At 40.0% G+C, this 19,576-nt stretch carries 12 protein-coding genes; all 12 read right to left on the bottom strand.

Going from position 1 to position 19,576, the window contains the following annotated elements:
* Nucleotides 1–3 precede the first annotated feature (3 nt).
* The 12 genes from QZ574_RS06675 to QZ574_RS06620 all read right to left on the bottom strand — a co-directional run bounded on the left by QZ574_RS06675 (nucleotide 4) and on the right by QZ574_RS06620 (nucleotide 19,465).
* Nucleotides 4–3,201 carry a TonB-dependent receptor gene (locus tag QZ574_RS06675; protein WP_297088090.1) on the bottom strand — a complete coding sequence of 1,066 codons (3,198 nt, stop codon included), beginning with the start codon at nucleotides 3,199–3,201 and terminating at the stop codon, nucleotides 4–6.
* Between the two features lie 108 nt (nucleotides 3,202–3,309).
* Nucleotides 3,310–3,462, bottom strand: coding sequence for a hypothetical protein (locus tag QZ574_RS06670; RefSeq protein ID WP_297088088.1), 153 nt, complete (start codon nucleotides 3,460–3,462; stop codon nucleotides 3,310–3,312).
* A gap of 333 nt (nucleotides 3,463–3,795) precedes the next feature.
* Nucleotides 3,796–8,004 carry a hybrid sensor histidine kinase/response regulator transcription factor gene (locus QZ574_RS06665; protein WP_297088086.1) on the bottom strand — a complete coding sequence of 1,403 codons (4,209 nt, stop codon included), beginning with the start codon at nucleotides 8,002–8,004 and terminating at the stop codon, nucleotides 3,796–3,798.
* Nucleotides 8,005–8,196: 192 nt separating this feature from the next.
* Entirely contained in the window at nucleotides 8,197–9,801 is a 1,605-nt protein-coding gene (locus QZ574_RS06660; RefSeq protein ID WP_297088085.1) for a glycoside hydrolase family 28 protein, read from the bottom strand.
* A gap of 37 nt (nucleotides 9,802–9,838) precedes the next feature.
* Entirely contained in the window at nucleotides 9,839–10,924 is a 1,086-nt protein-coding gene (gene pelA, locus QZ574_RS06655) for a pectate lyase (RefSeq protein WP_297088083.1), read from the bottom strand.
* Between the two features lie 5 nt (nucleotides 10,925–10,929).
* On the bottom strand, nucleotides 10,930–11,904 hold the full coding sequence (locus QZ574_RS06650) for a ribose ABC transporter permease (protein WP_297088081.1): 975 nt from the start codon (nucleotides 11,902–11,904) through the stop codon (nucleotides 10,930–10,932).
* Nucleotides 11,905–11,908: 4 nt separating this feature from the next.
* Nucleotides 11,909–13,444, bottom strand: a complete 1,536-nt coding sequence (locus QZ574_RS06645; protein ID WP_297088079.1) for a sugar ABC transporter ATP-binding protein — start codon at nucleotides 13,442–13,444, stop codon at nucleotides 11,909–11,911.
* Nucleotides 13,428–14,063, bottom strand: a complete 636-nt coding sequence (locus tag QZ574_RS06640) for a DUF2291 family protein (RefSeq protein ID WP_297088077.1) — start codon at nucleotides 14,061–14,063, stop codon at nucleotides 13,428–13,430. Before QZ574_RS06640 ends, QZ574_RS06645 begins: the two co-directional genes overlap by 17 nt.
* Nucleotides 14,064–14,070: 7 nt before the next feature.
* Nucleotides 14,071–15,033, bottom strand: coding sequence for a D-ribose ABC transporter substrate-binding protein (locus tag QZ574_RS06635; protein WP_297088075.1), 963 nt, complete (start codon nucleotides 15,031–15,033; stop codon nucleotides 14,071–14,073).
* Between the two features lie 13 nt (nucleotides 15,034–15,046).
* Nucleotides 15,047–16,507: a nucleoside hydrolase-like domain-containing protein gene (locus QZ574_RS06630; protein WP_297088073.1), complete on the bottom strand. Its 1,461-nt coding sequence runs from the start codon at nucleotides 16,505–16,507 to the stop codon at nucleotides 15,047–15,049.
* A 33-nt stretch (nucleotides 16,508–16,540) separates the two neighbouring features.
* Nucleotides 16,541–17,821, bottom strand: coding sequence for a DUF1593 domain-containing protein (locus QZ574_RS06625; RefSeq protein WP_297088071.1), 1,281 nt, complete (start codon nucleotides 17,819–17,821; stop codon nucleotides 16,541–16,543).
* Nucleotides 17,822–17,833: 12 nt separating this feature from the next.
* Nucleotides 17,834–19,465 carry a DUF5060 domain-containing protein gene (locus tag QZ574_RS06620; RefSeq protein ID WP_297088069.1) on the bottom strand — a complete coding sequence of 544 codons (1,632 nt, stop codon included), beginning with the start codon at nucleotides 19,463–19,465 and terminating at the stop codon, nucleotides 17,834–17,836.
* Nucleotides 19,466–19,576 lie beyond the last annotated feature (111 nt).

The raw sequence follows: 19,576 nt of genomic DNA, 5'->3' as shown, positions 1-19,576 counted from the left end.
AAATTAGAATTTAACATTAACACCAAACTGCCAGGTAACAACTGCAGGACCATTACCATCGTTCATTGACGTACGGGCATATTCAGGATCATAACCTTCGTAATCGGCAAAAACAAAAGGATTAAGTATATTGGCATAAACACGTAAATTTTCAACACCAATTTTCGGGATACCATTTTTAATGGTATAACCCAACACGATGTTTTTCACCTTCACAAAAGATTGGTCTGTGTAAAGAGGATCTTGTCCCTGAAACTGACCACCATTGTTTTTATAAAGAGGATACCTGCCTTCATGTTCTTCGGTAGTGTTTTTCCAACCTACATCTATCGCATTGCCGCTGGCGTCTAAAACAAAGTTATCCCAATCAATTACCGGTGCATTTGCCGGAATGTAATAATCGTAACCTGTAATTTTCACAACACTACGGCTACGGGGATTGAGGTATTCTTCCATAAATTCATCGTACGCAAAAACACCTTGTCTGGTAATAATATTGAAAGACAAATCCCAATTTTTATAAGTCAAATTTGAATAGATACTACCGATCCATTTAGGATTAGGCGAACCTAAAATAACCTTATCGTCGGATGTTATTTTACCGTCGCCATTGGTGTCAACTGTTCGTGCTTCGCCAGGTTTAAAAGTATAGTTTTCAAATACTGTTTCACCTGCCAGATATTCAGCCATGGTATAAACACCGTTTATTTTATAATCGTATTCAACATCAATAGGTTGGCCAATGAAACGTTTTTCACCAATTACATCTTCTTTTCGGCCATATAACGATTCAATAGCATTTTTATTTGTTGCGAAGGTAAAAGTTGTTGACCAGGTAAAATCACGTTTTTGAATATTAACGGTGTTAAGCAATACTTCGATACCTTTATTGCTTACCGAGCCAATATTATCGTCCATACTTACTACTCCACTTTCAACAGCAAGCCGCCTGCTCATCAATAAGCCATCTGAGAGTTTATCGTAAACATCGACAGAACCACTAATTCTGTTATTAAACAGGCCAAAATCCACGGCAAGGTTTAGTTCACGGGTTTTTTCCCAGGTTAGGTTCTGGTTAACCGGACTTCCGGGACCAAACCCCGACCATACATCACTTCCAAAATTATACAGGATTGTGTTTCCCACATTTGGGCCTGCCTTGGTTGCATAAGGTCCTACTCCGTTATTATTTCCTGAATTACCGTAGCTAAAACGTAGTTTTAAATTTGAAAGCCAGTCGGCCTGCATAAATGCTTCTTCTGATACACGCCATGCAGCAGCAAACGATGGGAATAAAGCCCACTTATCAGCCAGTTTAGAACTACCATCGTAACGTAGCGACGCAGTTAACAAATATTTACCCATGTAGTCGTAATTCAAACGTCCCATGTAAGATACAAGAGATGCCTCTGAATAAGAAGAGCTACTTCCACTTGCATCAAATTCTCCGCTAAACAGGTTATACCAGTCAGATGCATACGGCATTTCCTTAGCCCTAACCTGTAACCTTTCACTACGTGTTTTATAAGTACTGAAAATTCCGGTTGCACTTAGGTTGTGCTTGTCTGCAATTGTGGTTTTATAGTTAATCACATTATCCCATGTAAAATCAAATACCTCGGTATTGGTTGAACGAGCTTCACGTGCGTTATATGTTTCATCAAGCCACGAATCATACATTTCATCCAGAAATTCCCCATATCTGTTTCGGTAAAATCTTGTTGAAAGTGTTGAACGGATTGTAAGGCCATCAACCGGAGCTAATTCCATAAATCCCGAAGTCAGGACATCGTGCCTGCGGGTTTCTTCTTTTCCAGCTGCTAATTCAGCTAATGGGCTTTTAGTACCAGTCATACCACTTGGTGAATCAAGTGCTGGATCAGCTCCCGGGCGTACAATGATACTTCCATCAGGCCAAAAAGCATTCCAGAACGGAGCCATCTTGTTAACTTCTTCATACCCGTCTTTTTGACCATTATCATAAAGGGTTTGCGACAGGTTTGCCGTAGCTCCCATTTGAAAGTAATCCGTTGGCTTATGATTAACACTTATTTTCATGTTAAAACGATCCATGTACTGTCCTTTGAAGTTTGCTTTTTCGTTTTGATAACCCAAACCAACATTGTATGAAAGTTTATTAGATGTACCCGACATATTAAGATAGTGATTCTGTTGGTGACCGGATTCCGTTACCAAATCCCACCAATCTGTGTAGTCTTCGTTATAAAGGCGACCGATAATTACCGGAGATGCTTTTGCAAGCGGACTATCATAGTTTTGAGTCCAGGTATTGGTATTCGTGTCAAACCCCCGGTAGCACATGGCCCTGTATTCTGCAAATTCCCTGGCATCCATAAAATCGGGAATACGGGCAAGTTGTTTAACACCATAATATGCATCGTAGGTAATACTCATTTCACTACCATCAACATTCTCGGCATTTTTGGTTTCAATAATAACAACACCGTTTGAACCTCTCGACCCATAAATAGCAGTTGATGAAGCATCTTTTAAGATGTCTATCTTTTTAATATCCGAGGGATTCAGGAAGTGGATATCGCCGGTTACAATCCCATCGACTACATAAAGCGGGCTACCTGATTCCATTGAGTTTTGCCCCCTGATTTTGATATCAAAACTAGCACCGGGTTTTATTGAAGTTGATGAAATATCGACACCAGCTACTTTACCCTGTATTCCTTCCAGAACAGAAACAGTACCTTTTTCTGCAAGTTCATCAGACGACACGGAACCGACAGCTCCGGTTAAATCAGACCTTTTTACGGTACCATAACCAATTGCAACAACTTCTTCAATACCAATTGCATCTACCTGCATTATTACATCAATGGAGGCTTGCCCATTGTAGACGATTTCTTGCGATAACATGCCAACAAAAGAAAAAACAATTGTGGCATCAGAAGGCACACCTGTTAGTACATAATTACCGTCTGTATCCGAAACTGTTCCGATTGTTGTGCCTTTTACAACAATAGTAACTCCCGGAAGAGGAGAGTTTGAAGCATCGTTTATTGTTCCTTTAACAGTATTTTCTTGTGGCAATACACTTTTGCTTTCAGCAGTTTCTCCTGAATGAGAAGTTGAAGCATTAGCATAATTTAAAAATGCACCCTGAAGAAAAATACCACAAAGGATCATGCCGAATAAAAATCTTAATCGCTTTATTAGTTTATTTTTCATTTTAAATATTTTTAATGAATACAATTTAATTATCTGAATAAATTAGATACCCGCTAAATTCAGGATCTAATACTTTTAAATCCAAACCGGAAAATGGTTATGACAAGTTTAAGCAGTTGGACTGGCGCGGCCAGCATAATCTCTGGCGCGGCACCATTTTTTCGGAACACTCTGCACTTGTTTTTCGAGCTCACTACATTGCATAAATGAGTCCTTAAACATTAAAGTACAGAATGTACCCAATAATGATTCTTTTTTCATAAAGTTTAAGCTTTTGGTTATTAATAAATTAATTTAGTTTGTTTTAACCTTTTTCGTTACAGGTTAATTTTTATGCTGTATGTTGTTAAAACCTGAATAGTTATTCGATTTTCTATTGCTAAGTTAAAGCGCATGAAGTTAAGAGTGTGGTAAATATCGGAGACGGACTAGGATAAAATAGCTATTTAAAACCAAACATAAACAAACCAACAGCCTTGTCATCAATCATTTACAGAATCCGAAATACTGTTTTACTATAAAAAAAATGAAAGCATAGTTTTGACGTTGCGAAATTCACCATGGATGTAAATTCGAAACTTATTGTGGAGGAACTCAGGTTTCATTTATAATAAAACTCAGCTCTTCCTTTATTTCGGCTTCTCCTTTACAATTTTCAGTTTCATGAGCTTTAACATACTCGGAAGGTCGCATTCCAAAATATTTCGAAAAACATTTACCAAAGTAACCAGGATCGTTGAAGCCTGTTTCATAAGCAATCTCCGATATGGAACCTTTGTGCCCCAACAACAGTTGCGAAGCTTTTTGTAACCTGAAAATGCGTATAAATTCAACCGGAGAAATATCTAACAGACTTTTTATTTTATAAAGCAAATGCCGACTACTAAGCCCAATTTTCCGGCTTAGCTCATCAACCTTAAAATCCGGATTAGAGTAATTGTCTTCGAGTATAGATTTTAATTTATCAAGAAAAACACTATCCATTGAAGATACCTCCTCTTCTTCAGGAAGCATAACATCTTCATGTTTAATCTTTTGCTTTAATTTTTCGCGAATAACTAAAATATTGTTAATTCTGGCCAGCAAAACATCAAGATTAAAAGGTTTGGTAATATAAGCGTCAGCTCCGGTTTCGAAACCATCAATTCTATTTTCATCAGCAGTTAGTGCAGTGAGTAAAACAACAGGAATATGGCTTGTTCGAATATCATCTTTTATTTGCTTACACATTTCAGAACCGGACATCTCCGGCATCATTACATCACTAAGTACCAAATCCGGTAAAACAGAAATTGCCAGTTTGAAACCTTCTGCCCCGTTTCTTGCTTCTGCTACTTTATATTTTTCTTTCAGAGTGTTTACCAGAAACGCACGTAACTCCGGATTGTCTTCTACAATTAGTACGTGCGAACATGTTCTTTTCCAGGGAAGTTCATGTTGATAATCTGTATTCAATTTTTCTTGTGAGTCTTTTTCGAAATATACAGGTATTGAAACAGGGTGTATTTCACCATTTAACTTTTTAATTTCATTTTCGTTATATGTTGATTTGCTAACTGGTAATTGAAATACAAATTGTGTTGAAAAACCGTTTTTTGACTGCACATTCTTATTCGTGCTGCTAATCACATTTATTTCTCCCCGGTGAAGTTTTACAAAACTTTTTACAAGCGCCAAACCAATTCCGGTACCTTCGTGCTTTTCTTGTTCCGCATGTTCAACCTGGTTAAAGGGTTCAAAAATTTCATTTAGCTTATCTGAAGGAATACCACAACCGGTATCTTCAACTACAACTTCAATGGAAACAGATTGCCCGATTTCTTTCTTAGCAATTTTTATGTTTATTCTTCCCCCTTCCGGAGTATTTTTTATGGCATTTGAAATCAGATTGTAAAGTATTTTCTCTAGTTTATCTACATCTAACCAGCCATTAAGTTTAACCAAAGATGATTCACACTCTAAATCGATATGATATTTTTTGGCAAAAGCTTTGAACTGGTTGCAAATATCTTTCAAATATTGCACAACTTCGATTTCAGTAACAGATAGTCGGGTTGATTTTGTTTCCAATTTTCTGAAATCCATTAACTGATTGATTAAACGCAATAAGCGGTTGGCGTTCTTTTTAACAACACCAAGCTGTTCCTGTCCGTATTCTGGATTTTCGTTAAAGATATTGCCTGTTAAACCATCCAGTATTCCGGTTATTAGAGTTAAAGGAGTTCTGAACTCATGTGAAATATTTGTATAAAACCTGATTTTCGACTGGTTGATTTCTTTTTCGTTTATGGTTTGTTGTAGAATTTGTTCTTTTTGTTCTTGTAAAATCGTGTTTTTATGTTCTATTTCTTCACCATGCCTGACAAGTTTTTGGTTTAACTTTTCGAGCCTCTGCTTATTTCTAATGATATTATACAGGAATAAAAATATTACTATCAGAAAAACAAAAATTAAAGCTATAAACCAGGCTTGTTTCCAGGCTGGTGGTAAAACTTCGAAAGTAACCTGAGCCGGAGTATGGTCGATATTAAAATCAACATCTCTGGCCCGAACCTCGAATGAGTAAGTACCGTTTTTAATATTCAGTAGAGTTATATTTCTTTTATTGCTGAATTTACTCCATTCGCCTTTGTTTAACCGATAGGAATATTGCAGTTTTGATGAAGGCGTCTCAGCCCATGCATCTTCTCCATCCCATTCAATATATGTATTTCCATCAGAAGATACTTCCTCAGAGTATACCAGTATTTCTGTTTCGGGTGCAAGTTGGCTTGGATGGTAGAATACAGTTGAGTAATAATCTTTATCTTCATTTTCCACATTATTATCACGAATTGCTCTTCTCTTCCAGGCTCGCGATGACCGATTAAGCCAAATCGTGCCGTTTTCCTGTGCTTTTAGTTCGCCCCCTTCATGACTAAGGGTTAATTCATCGGCAAAAACACCATTACTCCATGAAAATCCATCATACCTGCTAAAACCATAGTTTGAAGCAATCCAAACATCGTAATTAGAAATTGGCAGAATATTAATTATATTATTATCAATCAACTCATTACCCGTATCAAACACCGACCATTTATCATTTTTAAGCTGAAAAACTCCATGCCTTCGCGACCCCAGCCACAATGTCCCATCAGGGGTCGTACCCATTGTATTTATATGATGTTTTAACGGCTCCAGCTCATTATAATTAGTCCATTTGTTAGTATCAAACGATATTAACCGTGAACCACATGACCATAATTTTCCGTCTTTAGTTTGTCCAAATCCATAGCATTCTCCCATTTCTGTCCCGCCATGTCGCTTATAATGTGTGACTTGCTGATTTATTTTTCCCGGATTCTGAATTTTAATAACACCTCCCAAACTGCCTTCGAAATCGTTGTAATTTACACTGCTCCCAATCCAGAGATTCTTTCCCGAATCTTCAAAAACAGCTCTATAATCAACACCCCACGAAAGTTGAGGAAAAAGTTGCCTTTCCCAACCAAAACCATCGAAAAATGAGATACATGCCTGCTGCTTATAACTTCCGGCAGCACAAACCAGTCCATCTCTTGTACAAATAATTCTTACAGGTGCATCTGGTAAACCTTCTGCTTCGCTAAACGAGTACCACTTGTCGGCCCTTTTTACTACAACCCTCCCCTCAACATCAATAAACCACTGGTTTCCATTTTTATCTTCGCAATGATAATTTAAAGAAGCAATCGAATTCCATCTGCTTCCACTGTTATCTATTCTGGCAACCTGACCTTTTACTCCTAATATCCATAAATATCCCCGGCTATCGTTATAAACAATTATTTTTGAATTTGGAATTGGTGTTACAGGCTTTCTGTAAATTTCCCACTTTCCATACCGAAAAATATAAAGTACTCCAAAAGCACCGACATACATTGCATCATTTACGCGATTAATGGATACAAAAGAGTTTTCTCCTTGCAAATGAACATTTTTCCAGGATTGGCCATCAAATATTGATATACCTTTATGAATGGTACTATTAATTAACCAAACATTCCCATCTTCATCCTCTCCAAACTGTGTCCTTTTTCCGGCAACGAGGCCATCTTTAGAATTAAAGATCCGGGAGAAGTTTATGGTATTTTTTTCCTTTGTGAAATAAAAAACCTTTCCTTCTTCTTCAGTAACGTCGGTGCTTTCCCACACCCAAAACTTTTGCTGAGAGTCATGAAATATACTTAAGGCACAAAACATACTATCAATACACCAATTGGCGGGAGCTATATAAAACTTTAATTCCTGAATTTCGGCAAGGTCACTCACGGTTTTAGCAGAAGCCAACATCTCGAGTTTTCCATTTTGGTAGAAAAGTATTGCGCCGTATTCGTCGTTTCGTAAGGTAGCCACAACACCACCACCATTAATTTTTGCAAGAGAACGAATTTCTTTAATCTCTTCATTTATTTCATATTCTCCAACCGGAAACACCTTTTCCCAATTATTATCATAATATTCAAAAAGGCCTTTAGATGTAGCGGCATAGAGCCGGTGGTCATCAGAACGAACCAAGTCTGTTACTGCATCGTCAGTAAATCCATTCTCCCCATTTTGCTCTTCCCAATTAATGCCATCATAAAAAATCACTCCACGGTCTACTCCAAAAACAATTTCTCCTGTAGTGGCTTCAGAAATACAGCGAACTCCTTTACCTGTTAATTGATTATATTGAGTCCATCTCCAGGGTTCGTTCATCGGATTGCCATATTCTGGGTTATACACTTTTTGACCAAAAGCACAAGCGCCCATCAAAATGCAGAATAGAAGTAAATGCATTCTCTTCCAATTAGAATTGAAACCATTTCCCGTCATCACTTTTTTATGTTTTTTGTAATAAATCATTGCATTTTATCGGCCAAAAAACTTCTTCAAACGATCTTTATCGTAAAGTTTTCTTTTTTCAAACGATGATAGTTTACTGCATAAATGTCATTGCTCTGATTAATGTATTCACTCCTTAATTCTTCTTTATTCTATTTCACGAATCTGTTCTTTCGAGATGTTGTCATCAATTTTAATATTCTCAGATTCTCCGGTGATTTTCACCAATTCTCTACTCAGATTATGTTTAACATTCTTTAGGTTTGCCCCTGATACAGTATTAAAAACAAATGGCGTTTTCCCCGGCTCTGTTTTAAGAACCTCCACATTTTCCATGCTGATGTTACTGCTGAATGAAATTTTTGCAAACGATCCTGTTTTGTTCGAAACCGACAGGTTTTCGAAAGAGATATCTTGTGCATCTACTACCTCAACGCCCAGGTTACCACCCAAACGAATATTTTTTAAACTAACGTTTTTCACCGGCATTTCAGGAATACCAATTATTTGCACTACGTTACGTTTGGCAAAATCGCAGCTTACATTTTCGTAATGAATATTTTCTATAACAGGCGTTCCGCTTGTTACTTCCTGCGCCGGCAGCCTATCACCCCCGGTGTACATCATGTTTATGCGAATGGCTTCGCGTTCAATGGTATCTGCTGATATGTTTTTAAACCAGCAGTTGCGCACATAACCGCCTCTTCCACGCGCTGTTTTAATCCGGATAACGCGGTCGGTACCATTAAAGCGGCAGTTGTGGGCATACACATTTTCTACCCCACCCGACATTTCGCTGCCAATAACAATACCGCCATGCCCCTGAAGGCCCTTGTTATGGCGTATCAGAATATTTTTGCAGGGCATTGCAATTCGCCTTCCATCTTTATTTCTTCCTGATTTTATGGTTATACAATCATCACCGGTATCCAGCGTATTGTACTCAATCAAAACATTTTTACATGAGTTTGGATTTATACCATCGCCATTAGGACAGTCGCCATACTCGCCATTGGTTAACACATAAACGCCTCTAACCATTAGGTTTTCGCAAAAACTGGGATTAATGGTCCAAAAAGCACCATACCTGAATGTAACACCTTCGAGCAAAATATTTTTACAGTATAAAGGGCCAAAAAAAACAGGAGGTAAAAAGCGCTCTAAACTGCCAAAACGTCTTTCATTTAAAGGCACTTCGTTTTCATTCATTTCTTTTAGCAGGGCATTGCTTTTCCAAAAACCTTCGGTATTGCGTTGTTCCCACCAGGGTTTGCCTTGCCCGTTAAGTACTCCTTTGCCGGTAATTGCAATATTTTCCTGTTCAAAAGCGTAAATAAATGGCGAATAAGAATACACCTCAGAGCCTTCCCAATTGGTTAGTACTGCCGGCAGGTAGTCGGTAAACTCCTGACTAAAAACCAATTCTGCATCTTCCTGCAGGTGCAAGTTAATATTGCTAAGCAACACAATTGGGCCAGTCAGCCATTTTCCGGCCGGAACGATAACTTTTCCGCCACCTTTTGCGGCAAGCTCAGTAATGGCTCTATTAATGGCTTCGGTATTTTTTATAGTGCCCCCTTCTTTAGCACCATAATCTTTTATATTAACCGTTACATCAGGGAAAACCGGTTTTTTAAAATTAAACTCACCAAATGGTGTTTTAAAGGGTTCGATATTTTCGGGCATTTGGGCATTAGCAATTGCTGCCAGTCCAAGGGCAAATACAACTACTATTAAAAATCTTATATTCATTTTTTCGGTTTTTAGCATTTTAATTTCTACATGTTAGTTATTTCACTCCCCATTTCTTCTTCCACCCGGGGTAGCTGTTTAATACCTTCTGTGGGCTATCGGTATACCACCTGTAACCACCACGGCGTTCGATGCCAATTTCTGCCAGTGTTTTCTTTTTTATTCCATCACGGTCGCAGAAAAAAGGCTCACCTGTATCTAAATCGTAGAAGCGGGCCCAAATTGCCGGTGCTTCATTATCTGCAATTACACGCTTATCTTTTTCACCATTATTACGAAAGCGTTCCACCCTTATACCTTCAATTTTGTGTTCTTCAAACCAGCTGATTGCTCCGTTAACAGCCGCAATAATTTCAGGTGAAGGATGTTGAATCTCCATCAGTAAAGAAACAATTCCAACCGACTCGGCTCCGCTGTACGAAGGAAGCTCGTATGCTCTGGCTTTGGCAGGAGCAAAGTTATTTCTGTTGTGCTGGGCACACCAAACAGTTGGTTTTCCGTTAACAATAATCTGCGTTTTTAATATGCAGTCAATTCCTTTTTCATAAGCCTTTTCAATTCTTTTTAACAGCGGCGCACCCAATTCCAGGGTTGCAAATTCATTAGAATCCGACATCAGGTCTTTCAAAAAATTCATGGTATTAACCATGGCATTATCGTTATAGGTAATGTGCTGATAGTATCCTTTCCGAATGGGATAAAACTGAGGCCAACCGCCACTTTCGTATTGCGAATCAAGCAGGTACTCAATACCCTTTAAAACACTTTTTTTGTAGTTTTCGTTGCCTGTACTTTTGTACATTTTTGCCAGAAACCACAATTGTGTGGACGTAGCACCATTATCCATTGTTGGCTGACCAAGATGTTTTTTACTGTTTTGTTTTTCAGAAAGAATCTCATCAATATCGTTTGACGTGAGCTTTACAGCCATATCGATATTTTTTGGCCAGCCGCCGGTTTTGTGCTGATATACCAGAAGATTGTCGGCAATACGCCTGGCCTCCGGGCTGCTATACCATTCACCCTTTTGTTTTTGTGCCGCTTTCCAGCTCAGTTGTGTTTCCTGTGCCTTGACTTCACCAAAAAACATTAGCATTAAAACCAGATAAAATAGAGTTTTCATTTATACTACTTTTCTTTTGAATTTATCTTCTCAATAACTACTGCAAGCAGAATTACAAAACCTTTTATAACCTGTTGCCAAAATGGCGATACATTGAGAAGCACCAAGCCATTGTTAAGCACACCAATAATTAAAGCTCCCTGTACGGTTCCCATAATTGTTCCTTTGCCGCCTGATAGCGAGGTTCCGCCAATAACTACGGCTGCAATAGAATCCAATTCGAATCCAAAACCAGCATTCGGTTGGGCCGAATCGAGACGAGAGGTAACCAAAATACCACCAATTCCGGCCAATGCACCGGCAATGGAATACACGATTACTTTTATTCGGTTAATTTTTAAACCAGATAGTTTAGCGGCTGTTTCGTTACCGCCAATGGCATAAATATGCCGTCCCAGCGTAGTTCGTTTGGTTAACACCACGGCTGCCAAAACCACCACTGCCGAAATCCAAACCGGCATGGGAATTCCGAGAAACCACCCCGTACCTATAAAAGCCATATTATCGCCCAAACCTGTAATGGGGAAACCACCGGTCCATAGCATGGTTAATCCCCGGGCAATGGTAAGCATGGCTAATGTTGCCACAAAGGGCGGTACTTTAAAACGGGTTATGGTGATACCGTTAAACCACCCCAGAAAGGTTCCTACCAGTGTGCCGCCAACCAGTGCACCAAGCAGGGTGAAACCAATGTAGGCATTTACGCTTTCTATTTCAGCTCCAAATTTTAGCATTCCGGCCGTTACGGCACCTGCCAAAGCCAATATTGAACCTACCGAAAGATCAATTCCCCCGGTTAAAATTACCAAGGTCATTCCAACCGATATTACCATATTTACCGATATCTGGCGCATGACGTTCCAGGTATTTTCGGTAGTTAAAAACCGGTCGGACAAAAAACTTAATGCTACACACATTACTACCAAAGCAATAATGGATTGAAATTTTACCAGGTTATGTTTTAAGCTTGTTGCTGTCATAATTTTATTCTTTTTCCTGAAGAGCCGCTTTCATTATTATCTCCTCAGTGGCCTCGGCCCGTTTTAGGTTTGCTGTTAATTTTGATTCTGATAATACAAGGATATTGTCGGCAATGGCAAGTATTTCAGGCAACTCCGATGAAACAACGATTATTCCCATACTCTGTGCTGCCAGTTCAGAAATAAGCTTGTAAATTTCGGTTTTAGCCCCTACATCAATACCGCGGGTGGGTTCATCAAGCAATAATATTTTTGGGTTTGTAGCCAGCCATTTGGCAATTACCACTTTCTGCTGGTTTCCGCCACTTAATTGCTCCACCGTTTGTTTTCCCGATGAGACTTTTGTTCTTAATTTCTCAACAAAATGGGCACTTAATTCTGCTTCTTGTTTCTTATTGATAAAAGTGTAATTCGACACATTTCCGAGACTGGCAAGGCTGGTATTTTTGGCCACATTCATATTTAAAATAAGCCCTTGCACTTTGCGATCTTCCGGTACTAAAGCAATGCCGGCAGCAATGGCATCGTTCACGCTTTTTATCTTTTTGGTTTGCCCTTCAATGATAATTTTTCCGCTAACATATTTCGGATGTAATCCGAAAACAGCTTCGAGCACTTCTGTTCTTCCGGCGCCCATTAAACCGCAAATTCCCAATACTTCACCTTTTTTCAGGCTAAAACTTACATTGCTAACCAAAAAATCCTTTTTATTCTCGGGGTTTCTGAAATTCAGGTTTTCAACCTTTAAGATTTCTTCTGACCTGCTTGAGTCTTCTTTTGAAAAACTGTCTTTTAAATCGCGCCCAACCATTAATTGTATCAGCTGGTCGTGCGAAGTGCCTTTCATCATTCCCGAGCCCATGCTTTTCCCATCACGGAGTACCGAATACCGGTCGGCAATTTCAAACAGTTCGTTTAGCTTATGTGAGATATAAACAATGGCTACTCCTTTGGTTTTTAACTCGTTAATAATTTTAAAAAGTAACTCCACCTCATGGTCGCTAATTGCCGATGTTGGCTCATCCATAATTAGTACCTGCGAATCGAGCAACAAGGCTTTTGCAATTTCAACAAGCTGTTGCTGGCCAACCCTAAGTTGATTAACCGGTGTTGACGGGTGTACATCAAGATGTAAGCGATGCAGCAGCTTTTTAGCCTGCTTATTCATTGCCGGGTAATCCAACAAACCTAAACGATTGGTAATTTCATTTCCGAGGAAAAGATTTTCGGTAATACTTAGGTGTGGAATAAGGTTTAACTCCTGATGAATGATTACCACTCCTTTTTCGCCGGCTTCCTTAGGATTTTTAAATGCTACGCCATCCCCATTAAGCAGCACATGGCCGCTATAATCGGGATAAACCCCGGAAATAACTTTCATCAAAGTTGATTTACCTGCACCATTTTCACCAATAATAGCAGTTACTTCGCCAGGATATATTGCCAAATCAACATCTTTTAGCGCATACACCCCTGCAAAGTCTTTCGACACCTTCCTGACTTCAAGAACAGGATTTATGATATTAACTACTTCTGCCATCAGATAAGATTGCTTTTATCGGAATTACCTTTATTTGAGCAGGTATTTCTTCGTCGATTTTTAATTCTGCTACACCAGCAAATTCTATTTTTTTACCTATAGCTGCAGATTTTGTTAAACGGGAAGTTATCTTACTCCGCACCAGCTTATTCAGCTCAATAGACACATTGTTGAAATCCGTCATATTTACAAAATCATTAATCTCAACCTGCCCCGAGCCATCGCGTACGGCGTTTCCAAAAATAAAAGCTGTAGCAATCTGTACCGTATCGTTAAGGCCGGTTACCACATCAATATATTCGTTGCTAATTTCAACAATAATGCCCGTACCCTGCAGCATAAAATAATGTGTTTTGGCAATCCCCAGCTTTCTTCCAAATTGTGCAAAAGCCTTTTCAGGATCTGCATTTAACTGCTCCAGTAAATTGTTTATTTCAGGAGTATTTTTACTGACTTCAGGAAGTTTTTCGGTCCAGACTTTTAAAGCATAATCAGCCGCATTAAATTCGGTTTTGAGATTAGCGGCCTGGTATTCCTGTAGGTTTTGTATATCAAAAGACAAATACACCACCACCAATGCAAGTACTATTCCCAAAATATATTTGAACAATTTCTTCATTATCATTTTAATTAGATTTCAAATATTTCGAAACATTTTCTGCGGTAACCAATTGTACTTCTACAGGCATTTTACTGTCGAAGCTGGCTTCTCCCCGAATCTGTTGATCAGCAAATTCTGCTGATTTCCGGGCCATAAGCACCGGAAACTGCATTACAGTTGCAGCTATTTTTCCTTCGGCGATGGCATTTATAGCATCGTCTGAGCCATCGAAACCAAATACTTTTATTTCATCGGCTTTTCCGGCAGCCAACACCGCCTGGTAAGCGCCTAAAGCCATGGCGTCGTTTCCACAAAAAACAGCATCAATTTCGGGCTGTGCCTGCATAATCGTTTCCATTACGTCCATCGCCTTGTTTCGGTCGAAATCGGCACTTTGTTGTGCCACCATTTTTAATCCCGGAAACTCATCAACCACACTATGAAATCCGCTGGAACGATTCCAGGTATTATTATCGCCCACCAAACCAAGTATTTCAACATAGTTGCCTTGCTGTTTCATTTCTTTTACAAAGTATTCTCCCAATTTTACGCAACCGGTAAAATTATCCGACAATAATTGCGAAGCTGCCGCATCTTTCGAGTTTATCTCGCGATCCATACAAAAGGTTGGAATACCTGCGGCTTTTGCCCGTTTTACATTCAGCACCGAACCATCGGCATCAGTAGGATTAAATAAAATAGCCTGATAGCCCATGGCAATAATATTATCGAAATGCTCTGCTTCTTTGGCCGAATTATTTTGCGAATCGAAAATTTGCGCTTCGTACCCCAACTCGCGTGCCCTTTGGGCTGCTGATTCTCCCAAAACCACAAACCACGGGTTATTAAGTGTTGAAATAACTACCGCTATTTTTTTTTCAGTAAGCGCAGAATTGTTTTGTTTTTTATTGGAGCAAGCCGGAAAAATGTTTCCTGTAATAACAAGCAGCAATAAAAACCAGGTTGTATTTGTTTTTAGTTTTTGCATACATCGTTTATTATTAGTCTTCAACCGTTACAATTATTCGTTGGTAACGCGTTAGCCGTGGCGAACCATGATCGGTAACTTTAAGAATAATGTGCATGGTACCGGTACCCGGCGACATTACTCTTCGCGATGGCACAGTAAACCAGGCCTTTTGCTGATCGAAATTCTGAATGGCAACCGGCTGACCGCTTCGTGCACTTGAAACTGGAAAAGTTCCGGCCTCTTTGTAAAACAACCATTCGTAAGATAATGCGTCGCCATCCGGGTCAGTACAGGCTGTTGCACTTAATTCAATTTTATCGCCTTTTTTTGCGGTTAACCGTGTGGAGTGATCAACTTTTACAACTGGAGGATGATTGGCATCATCCACATCTTTAATCGTCCAGTCCATTCGGGCCGCAAAATCGTTTTGGTAAGCTTCGCGCCAACGCCAAATTGTTTCGTGGTTACCTTCGTACCAACGGCCATCAGCTCCCATCACCTCATCTTCGGCATCGGTATAAAACGGTCGTGTTTCAGGGTAAAGAAACCACCGGCGCATACGTGGGGTATAAAATTCATAACGGCCTCCCCAGCCCCCCCATTCAGGATGATCATCATCGCTTAAACCATTATTTATAAGGTTTAAAAACGAGGGGGTGTCGCCTTCCATTAAATAGTCCCACCGCGGATACTCTTTCCCAAGCGGCCCTTTGCTTTGTATATTTTTGTGCAGCCATTCGTTAGAAACCAGGGTAAAATCGGGGCCGGTGCAACGCGCATGAAAATAGTCGCCACTTATGCCACTCCATGTAGCATAATGGTAAGCACCACCGGCACTGAACCCCGGACTTGCGATATAAAATAAGTTTGGAAATTCTTTGCGCAGCCATGGCCCACTATCATCCTGATCGGAGATGGTATACACACGAATTTTTGCCACAAACTTATCCAGTTCATCTTTCGAGCGGGTTTCTCTTACTTTCCAAAGCGCCTGCGCCAACACATTTGGGCCACCCCAAACGGTTACCCACAGCGGCCTTGCGTCATTTTTATCCACCGCTTCAATCAATTTTTCTGAAGCCGGCGAGTCTTTTCCCTCCCCAACAGCTTTTACTCCATATTCCGGCAATCCTTCGGTAATGCAACTACGCAAATAATCAGCAGTGGGAAAACCGGGCTCATGTTTCTCCAGGTTATCGCGCACTTTGGCATAAGCTTCCACAATTTCTTTAATACGCCAGGTAGCTACTTCGTGTTGCTGATGCACTGATGTTGTAGCAGCCAATCCTTCAATATCAAAATTGTTGGCGTACACCAAAAAACGCACCATCGACATGGCATCGTCGGGTTCATTCTCAATGTCGGTTAATACAAAAACACGGGGTTTTTCGTTGGCAAGGGCACTACCCGATGACCAGGAAAAAACTGCTATCCCGATTATTAGATAAACCATTTTTAAAAAGTTTCCTGCAAAAACTTGTCTCGTGTTCATAGTTTTAGTTTGATTATATATTCTACTGATTGATTACTGTTTATTTTTTGGAACGCAACGTTTCATACGGCGGGCAAAATCGCCCAGAAATTCTTCTCTCCAGCGGTTAACAGTTTTTATGCCAATATGGCCTTGTTCTTTGTACTCCGGAGCAGGATTATCGGCCCACCAGTTTGGATAGTTTGCTGAAGGTTTATTGCCATTTTCGGCTGGTGTAGGATACGACACCAATTCTCCTTCGAGACCATTAATACCGGCAATATTACTTTCCAGGTTATAAGTCCAATTACCCGATCTTTTTGGTGAAAACAAAAACCGCACCTGGTTTTCCTTTATTTCTGCTTTTATCGATTGGTTTTCGATATGCATAAGAGCAAACGAATTTTCAGGCATATTCTCTGCCGGCAAGAGAAGTTCTAATACTGCAAATTCTTCAATACTGTCGGTAACACTTGTGAGCCGGTTAAAAACTTTATGCTGACGTTCCCAGGCTCTAACATACTGTCCTCCCCAGCTAGGGCTGGTTGGATCTTCCGGATCTCCGTTTAACCAATAGGTCAAAGTTGGGGTATCTCCCATCTTCATGTGTGTTCCTTTTGAATAAAAATAGCTGCCCAATGCACCAACATCTTTTATGTATTTTTCTACAAAAGATTCGTTTCCCCAGTTGCCGCTTTGATTTCCGCCAACAAACCACCCCCGGTAGCTGGCATTCGATTCAATAATCCACAACTCGGGAAAATTACAGGCAATGTAGTGATAGGCATTTACCGACCATTTTTTGTTTGGCCCACCAATAAAATGCACGCGAAGTTTCGGCAAAATATCAGGGGCGTCGTGCAATGCCTGAGCCAGATCTTCTATTCCACCCCAAATAAGCACGTTTAAGGGCCTGGAGTCTTCGCGGCGTGCACATGTTACAATCCAGTTCGATCCCTCCGTTGGCTTATCGTACCCCCGCGTATTTACTATTTCGGTTGCTCCTTGTTTTACAATGGCCCGAATGGCATCTGGCGAAGGATAATCCTTTGAAGCAGCTTTCAGGTTGGGATAATCCTTTTCATAAGCATCAACACACTCCAAAATATGCGAAACCCGTCCGTTACCGAAAGGTGATGAAATGATTCCTTCAATATCAAGCGTATCAGCATATAAAAGCAAATGCGCCATCGATTGATAATCATCAAAATCAGTTCCGCCAATATCGGTAGATACAATTATACGGTGTTTTACAGGCGGCACTGTTTGCGAACAGCCATTACTAATTACACCGCAAAATATCAATCCGATAAATGATAAAACTATTTTATTCATACAATTATTCTTTTACCGTTTAACCACCAAAACCCAATCGGTATCATTTGTTGGCGGATTAAACTTTGTTGTTGTTTCTGATTTTATTTCGAGCCTGGTTTGATGTTGAACTGTTCCATTTTTGGTATCAATCCATTTAACGATGTTATAATCGCCTTTTTTTACCTGAAGCGAGAAGGAAGAACCGGCTGTAGCAAACACAAGGTATTGCTCACCGGGCTCAGCAAGGGCGTACACCTGTAATACCGAGCAGTCTGACAGCAATTCATCAGTGGGTTTCATTTCATAAAATGCAACATCGTGCTGCATAATATCTGCCAGAATGGTTATGTGCTGCGCTGATTCGGTATATGGATTCTCTTCGTTAAAAGGTAAGCCTTCTGCTCCGGCTGCAAACAAGGCCTCTTCGCCGGCATGCCCGCACCATGTAAATGATGCTGCAGCTGTAGCACAAGCCCAGGCCGATTGCCGTAATTCGTTGCGCGAAGCTTTGGTTCGTTGCTGCCAAAACCTGCGCCACAAGGCATTTCCTTCGCTCATAAAAACAGGTTTGCCGGCATAACCCAGCAAACAAGCCATATGGTGTGTCCATGGTTCTTTCCAGTATTTACGATCCATATCCCGGATAGGACTGGCAATTTCATGATTTTCAACTGCCGCAAAGCTGTATTCACTTCTTCCATATTCGTTTTCTCGCGGAAACTCATCTTCATAGGTTCGCAGGTGCTCAAAAATATCGTATTTCTGAACTAAGCGGGCAAAGCCCAGCTCTTTATCCTCCCGGTTTCCGGGTACTTCCCACACGAAATTCCAACCCGCAATATTAGCAAACGGAGCCAGGCGAGCAATCATATATTTTACAAAACGCGCTTTATCTTCTGCTGTTAACTTGCTCCAATCGGGACCATTGTTCTGGCTTCCATCAACGCCTAAAAACATATGTACATTCACATCATTGTTGTTTAACCAACCCAAATGCTGCTCCATTCTCCTCCATACATCATGATTCATCGAATTCCAAATATTCCCTTCCTCGTAAAGAATAAGATCGAGGGTTTCGGGCTCCGGACCATCTTTATAATATTGATCGGTACAGCACAACGAAAGCAGCCAGTTTACCTGGAGATGATTGTATCCATTGTTTATAAGTGGCCAATATACATTTTGCTTTACCCATTCAAAGTCCTGCCCCAGCGAGCCATGTCCGGTTTCGTAATACGATTTTAGCCAAACCGGTCTTGTTCCGTTATAGGCAAACCAATGCGGGTTTTTCTCGTAGGCCTTAAGCATGCCATTGCCGGCGCCGTCGTTAACACATACAAAAGTGTCTGTTCCTCCTGGTGTTCCATCACTCCAGGAATAGGTAAACGTCCACTCACCTATTTCATTTGGCATAAATCGCAGCTTCCAAATAGTACCATCGGCATTTCCTTTTCCATCGCCATCATAAAAACCATGGAAATTATAACACAAACCCGACGGAGATTGGTATTGTACATTTAACTCTACACCGGTATACTTATTGGAATATTCATTTTTATTCTCTACCTCGAACTGAAAAAGACGATACAGTGCAATTTTCTGGTTAGTAGCGCTTAAGACTCCTGTAATTAAAAGAAAAATAAGTAGAAGACGATATTTCATGCTAGTAATTGATTACAATATTGGCCATCCGCTTTCATCTACAAACTCAAAATCTATTCATTTTTTAGTAATAAATATCCGATTTTAGAAACCACAACAAATGAAAGCAAT

Origin of the sequence: uncultured Draconibacterium sp. (assembly GCF_913063105.1) — a bacterium.
In the GTDB taxonomy this organism is placed as follows: Bacteria; Bacteroidota; Bacteroidia; order Bacteroidales; family Prolixibacteraceae; genus Draconibacterium.
Note: the sequence above shows the minus strand (reverse complement) of the source record. Positions and strands in the feature narration are given on the sequence as shown.

Excerpts from the sequence above, each read along its gene's own strand:
- QZ574_RS06675 (WP_297088090.1), bottom strand. The coding sequence starts at position 3,201 with ATGAAAAATAAACTAATAAAGCGATTAAGATTTTTATTCGGCATGATC.
- QZ574_RS06670 (WP_297088088.1), bottom strand. The coding sequence starts at position 3,462 with ATGAAAAAAGAATCATTATTGGGTACATTCTGTACTTTAATGTTTAAG.
- QZ574_RS06665 (WP_297088086.1), bottom strand. The coding sequence starts at position 8,004 with ATGCATTTACTTCTATTCTGCATTTTGATGGGCGCTTGTGCTTTTGGT.
- QZ574_RS06660 (WP_297088085.1), bottom strand. The coding sequence starts at position 9,801 with ATGAATATAAGATTTTTAATAGTAGTTGTATTTGCCCTTGGACTGGCA.
- pelA (WP_297088083.1), bottom strand. The coding sequence starts at position 10,924 with ATGAAAACTCTATTTTATCTGGTTTTAATGCTAATGTTTTTTGGTGAA.
- QZ574_RS06650 (WP_297088081.1), bottom strand. The coding sequence starts at position 11,904 with ATGACAGCAACAAGCTTAAAACATAACCTGGTAAAATTTCAATCCATT.
- QZ574_RS06645 (WP_297088079.1), bottom strand. The coding sequence starts at position 13,444 with ATGGCAGAAGTAGTTAATATCATAAATCCTGTTCTTGAAGTCAGGAAG.
- QZ574_RS06640 (WP_297088077.1), bottom strand. The coding sequence starts at position 14,063 with ATGAAGAAATTGTTCAAATATATTTTGGGAATAGTACTTGCATTGGTG.
- QZ574_RS06635 (WP_297088075.1), bottom strand. The coding sequence starts at position 15,033 with ATGCAAAAACTAAAAACAAATACAACCTGGTTTTTATTGCTGCTTGTT.
- QZ574_RS06630 (WP_297088073.1), bottom strand. The coding sequence starts at position 16,507 with ATGAACACGAGACAAGTTTTTGCAGGAAACTTTTTAAAAATGGTTTAT.
- QZ574_RS06625 (WP_297088071.1), bottom strand. The coding sequence starts at position 17,821 with ATGAATAAAATAGTTTTATCATTTATCGGATTGATATTTTGCGGTGTA.
- QZ574_RS06620 (WP_297088069.1), bottom strand. The coding sequence starts at position 19,465 with ATGAAATATCGTCTTCTACTTATTTTTCTTTTAATTACAGGAGTCTTA.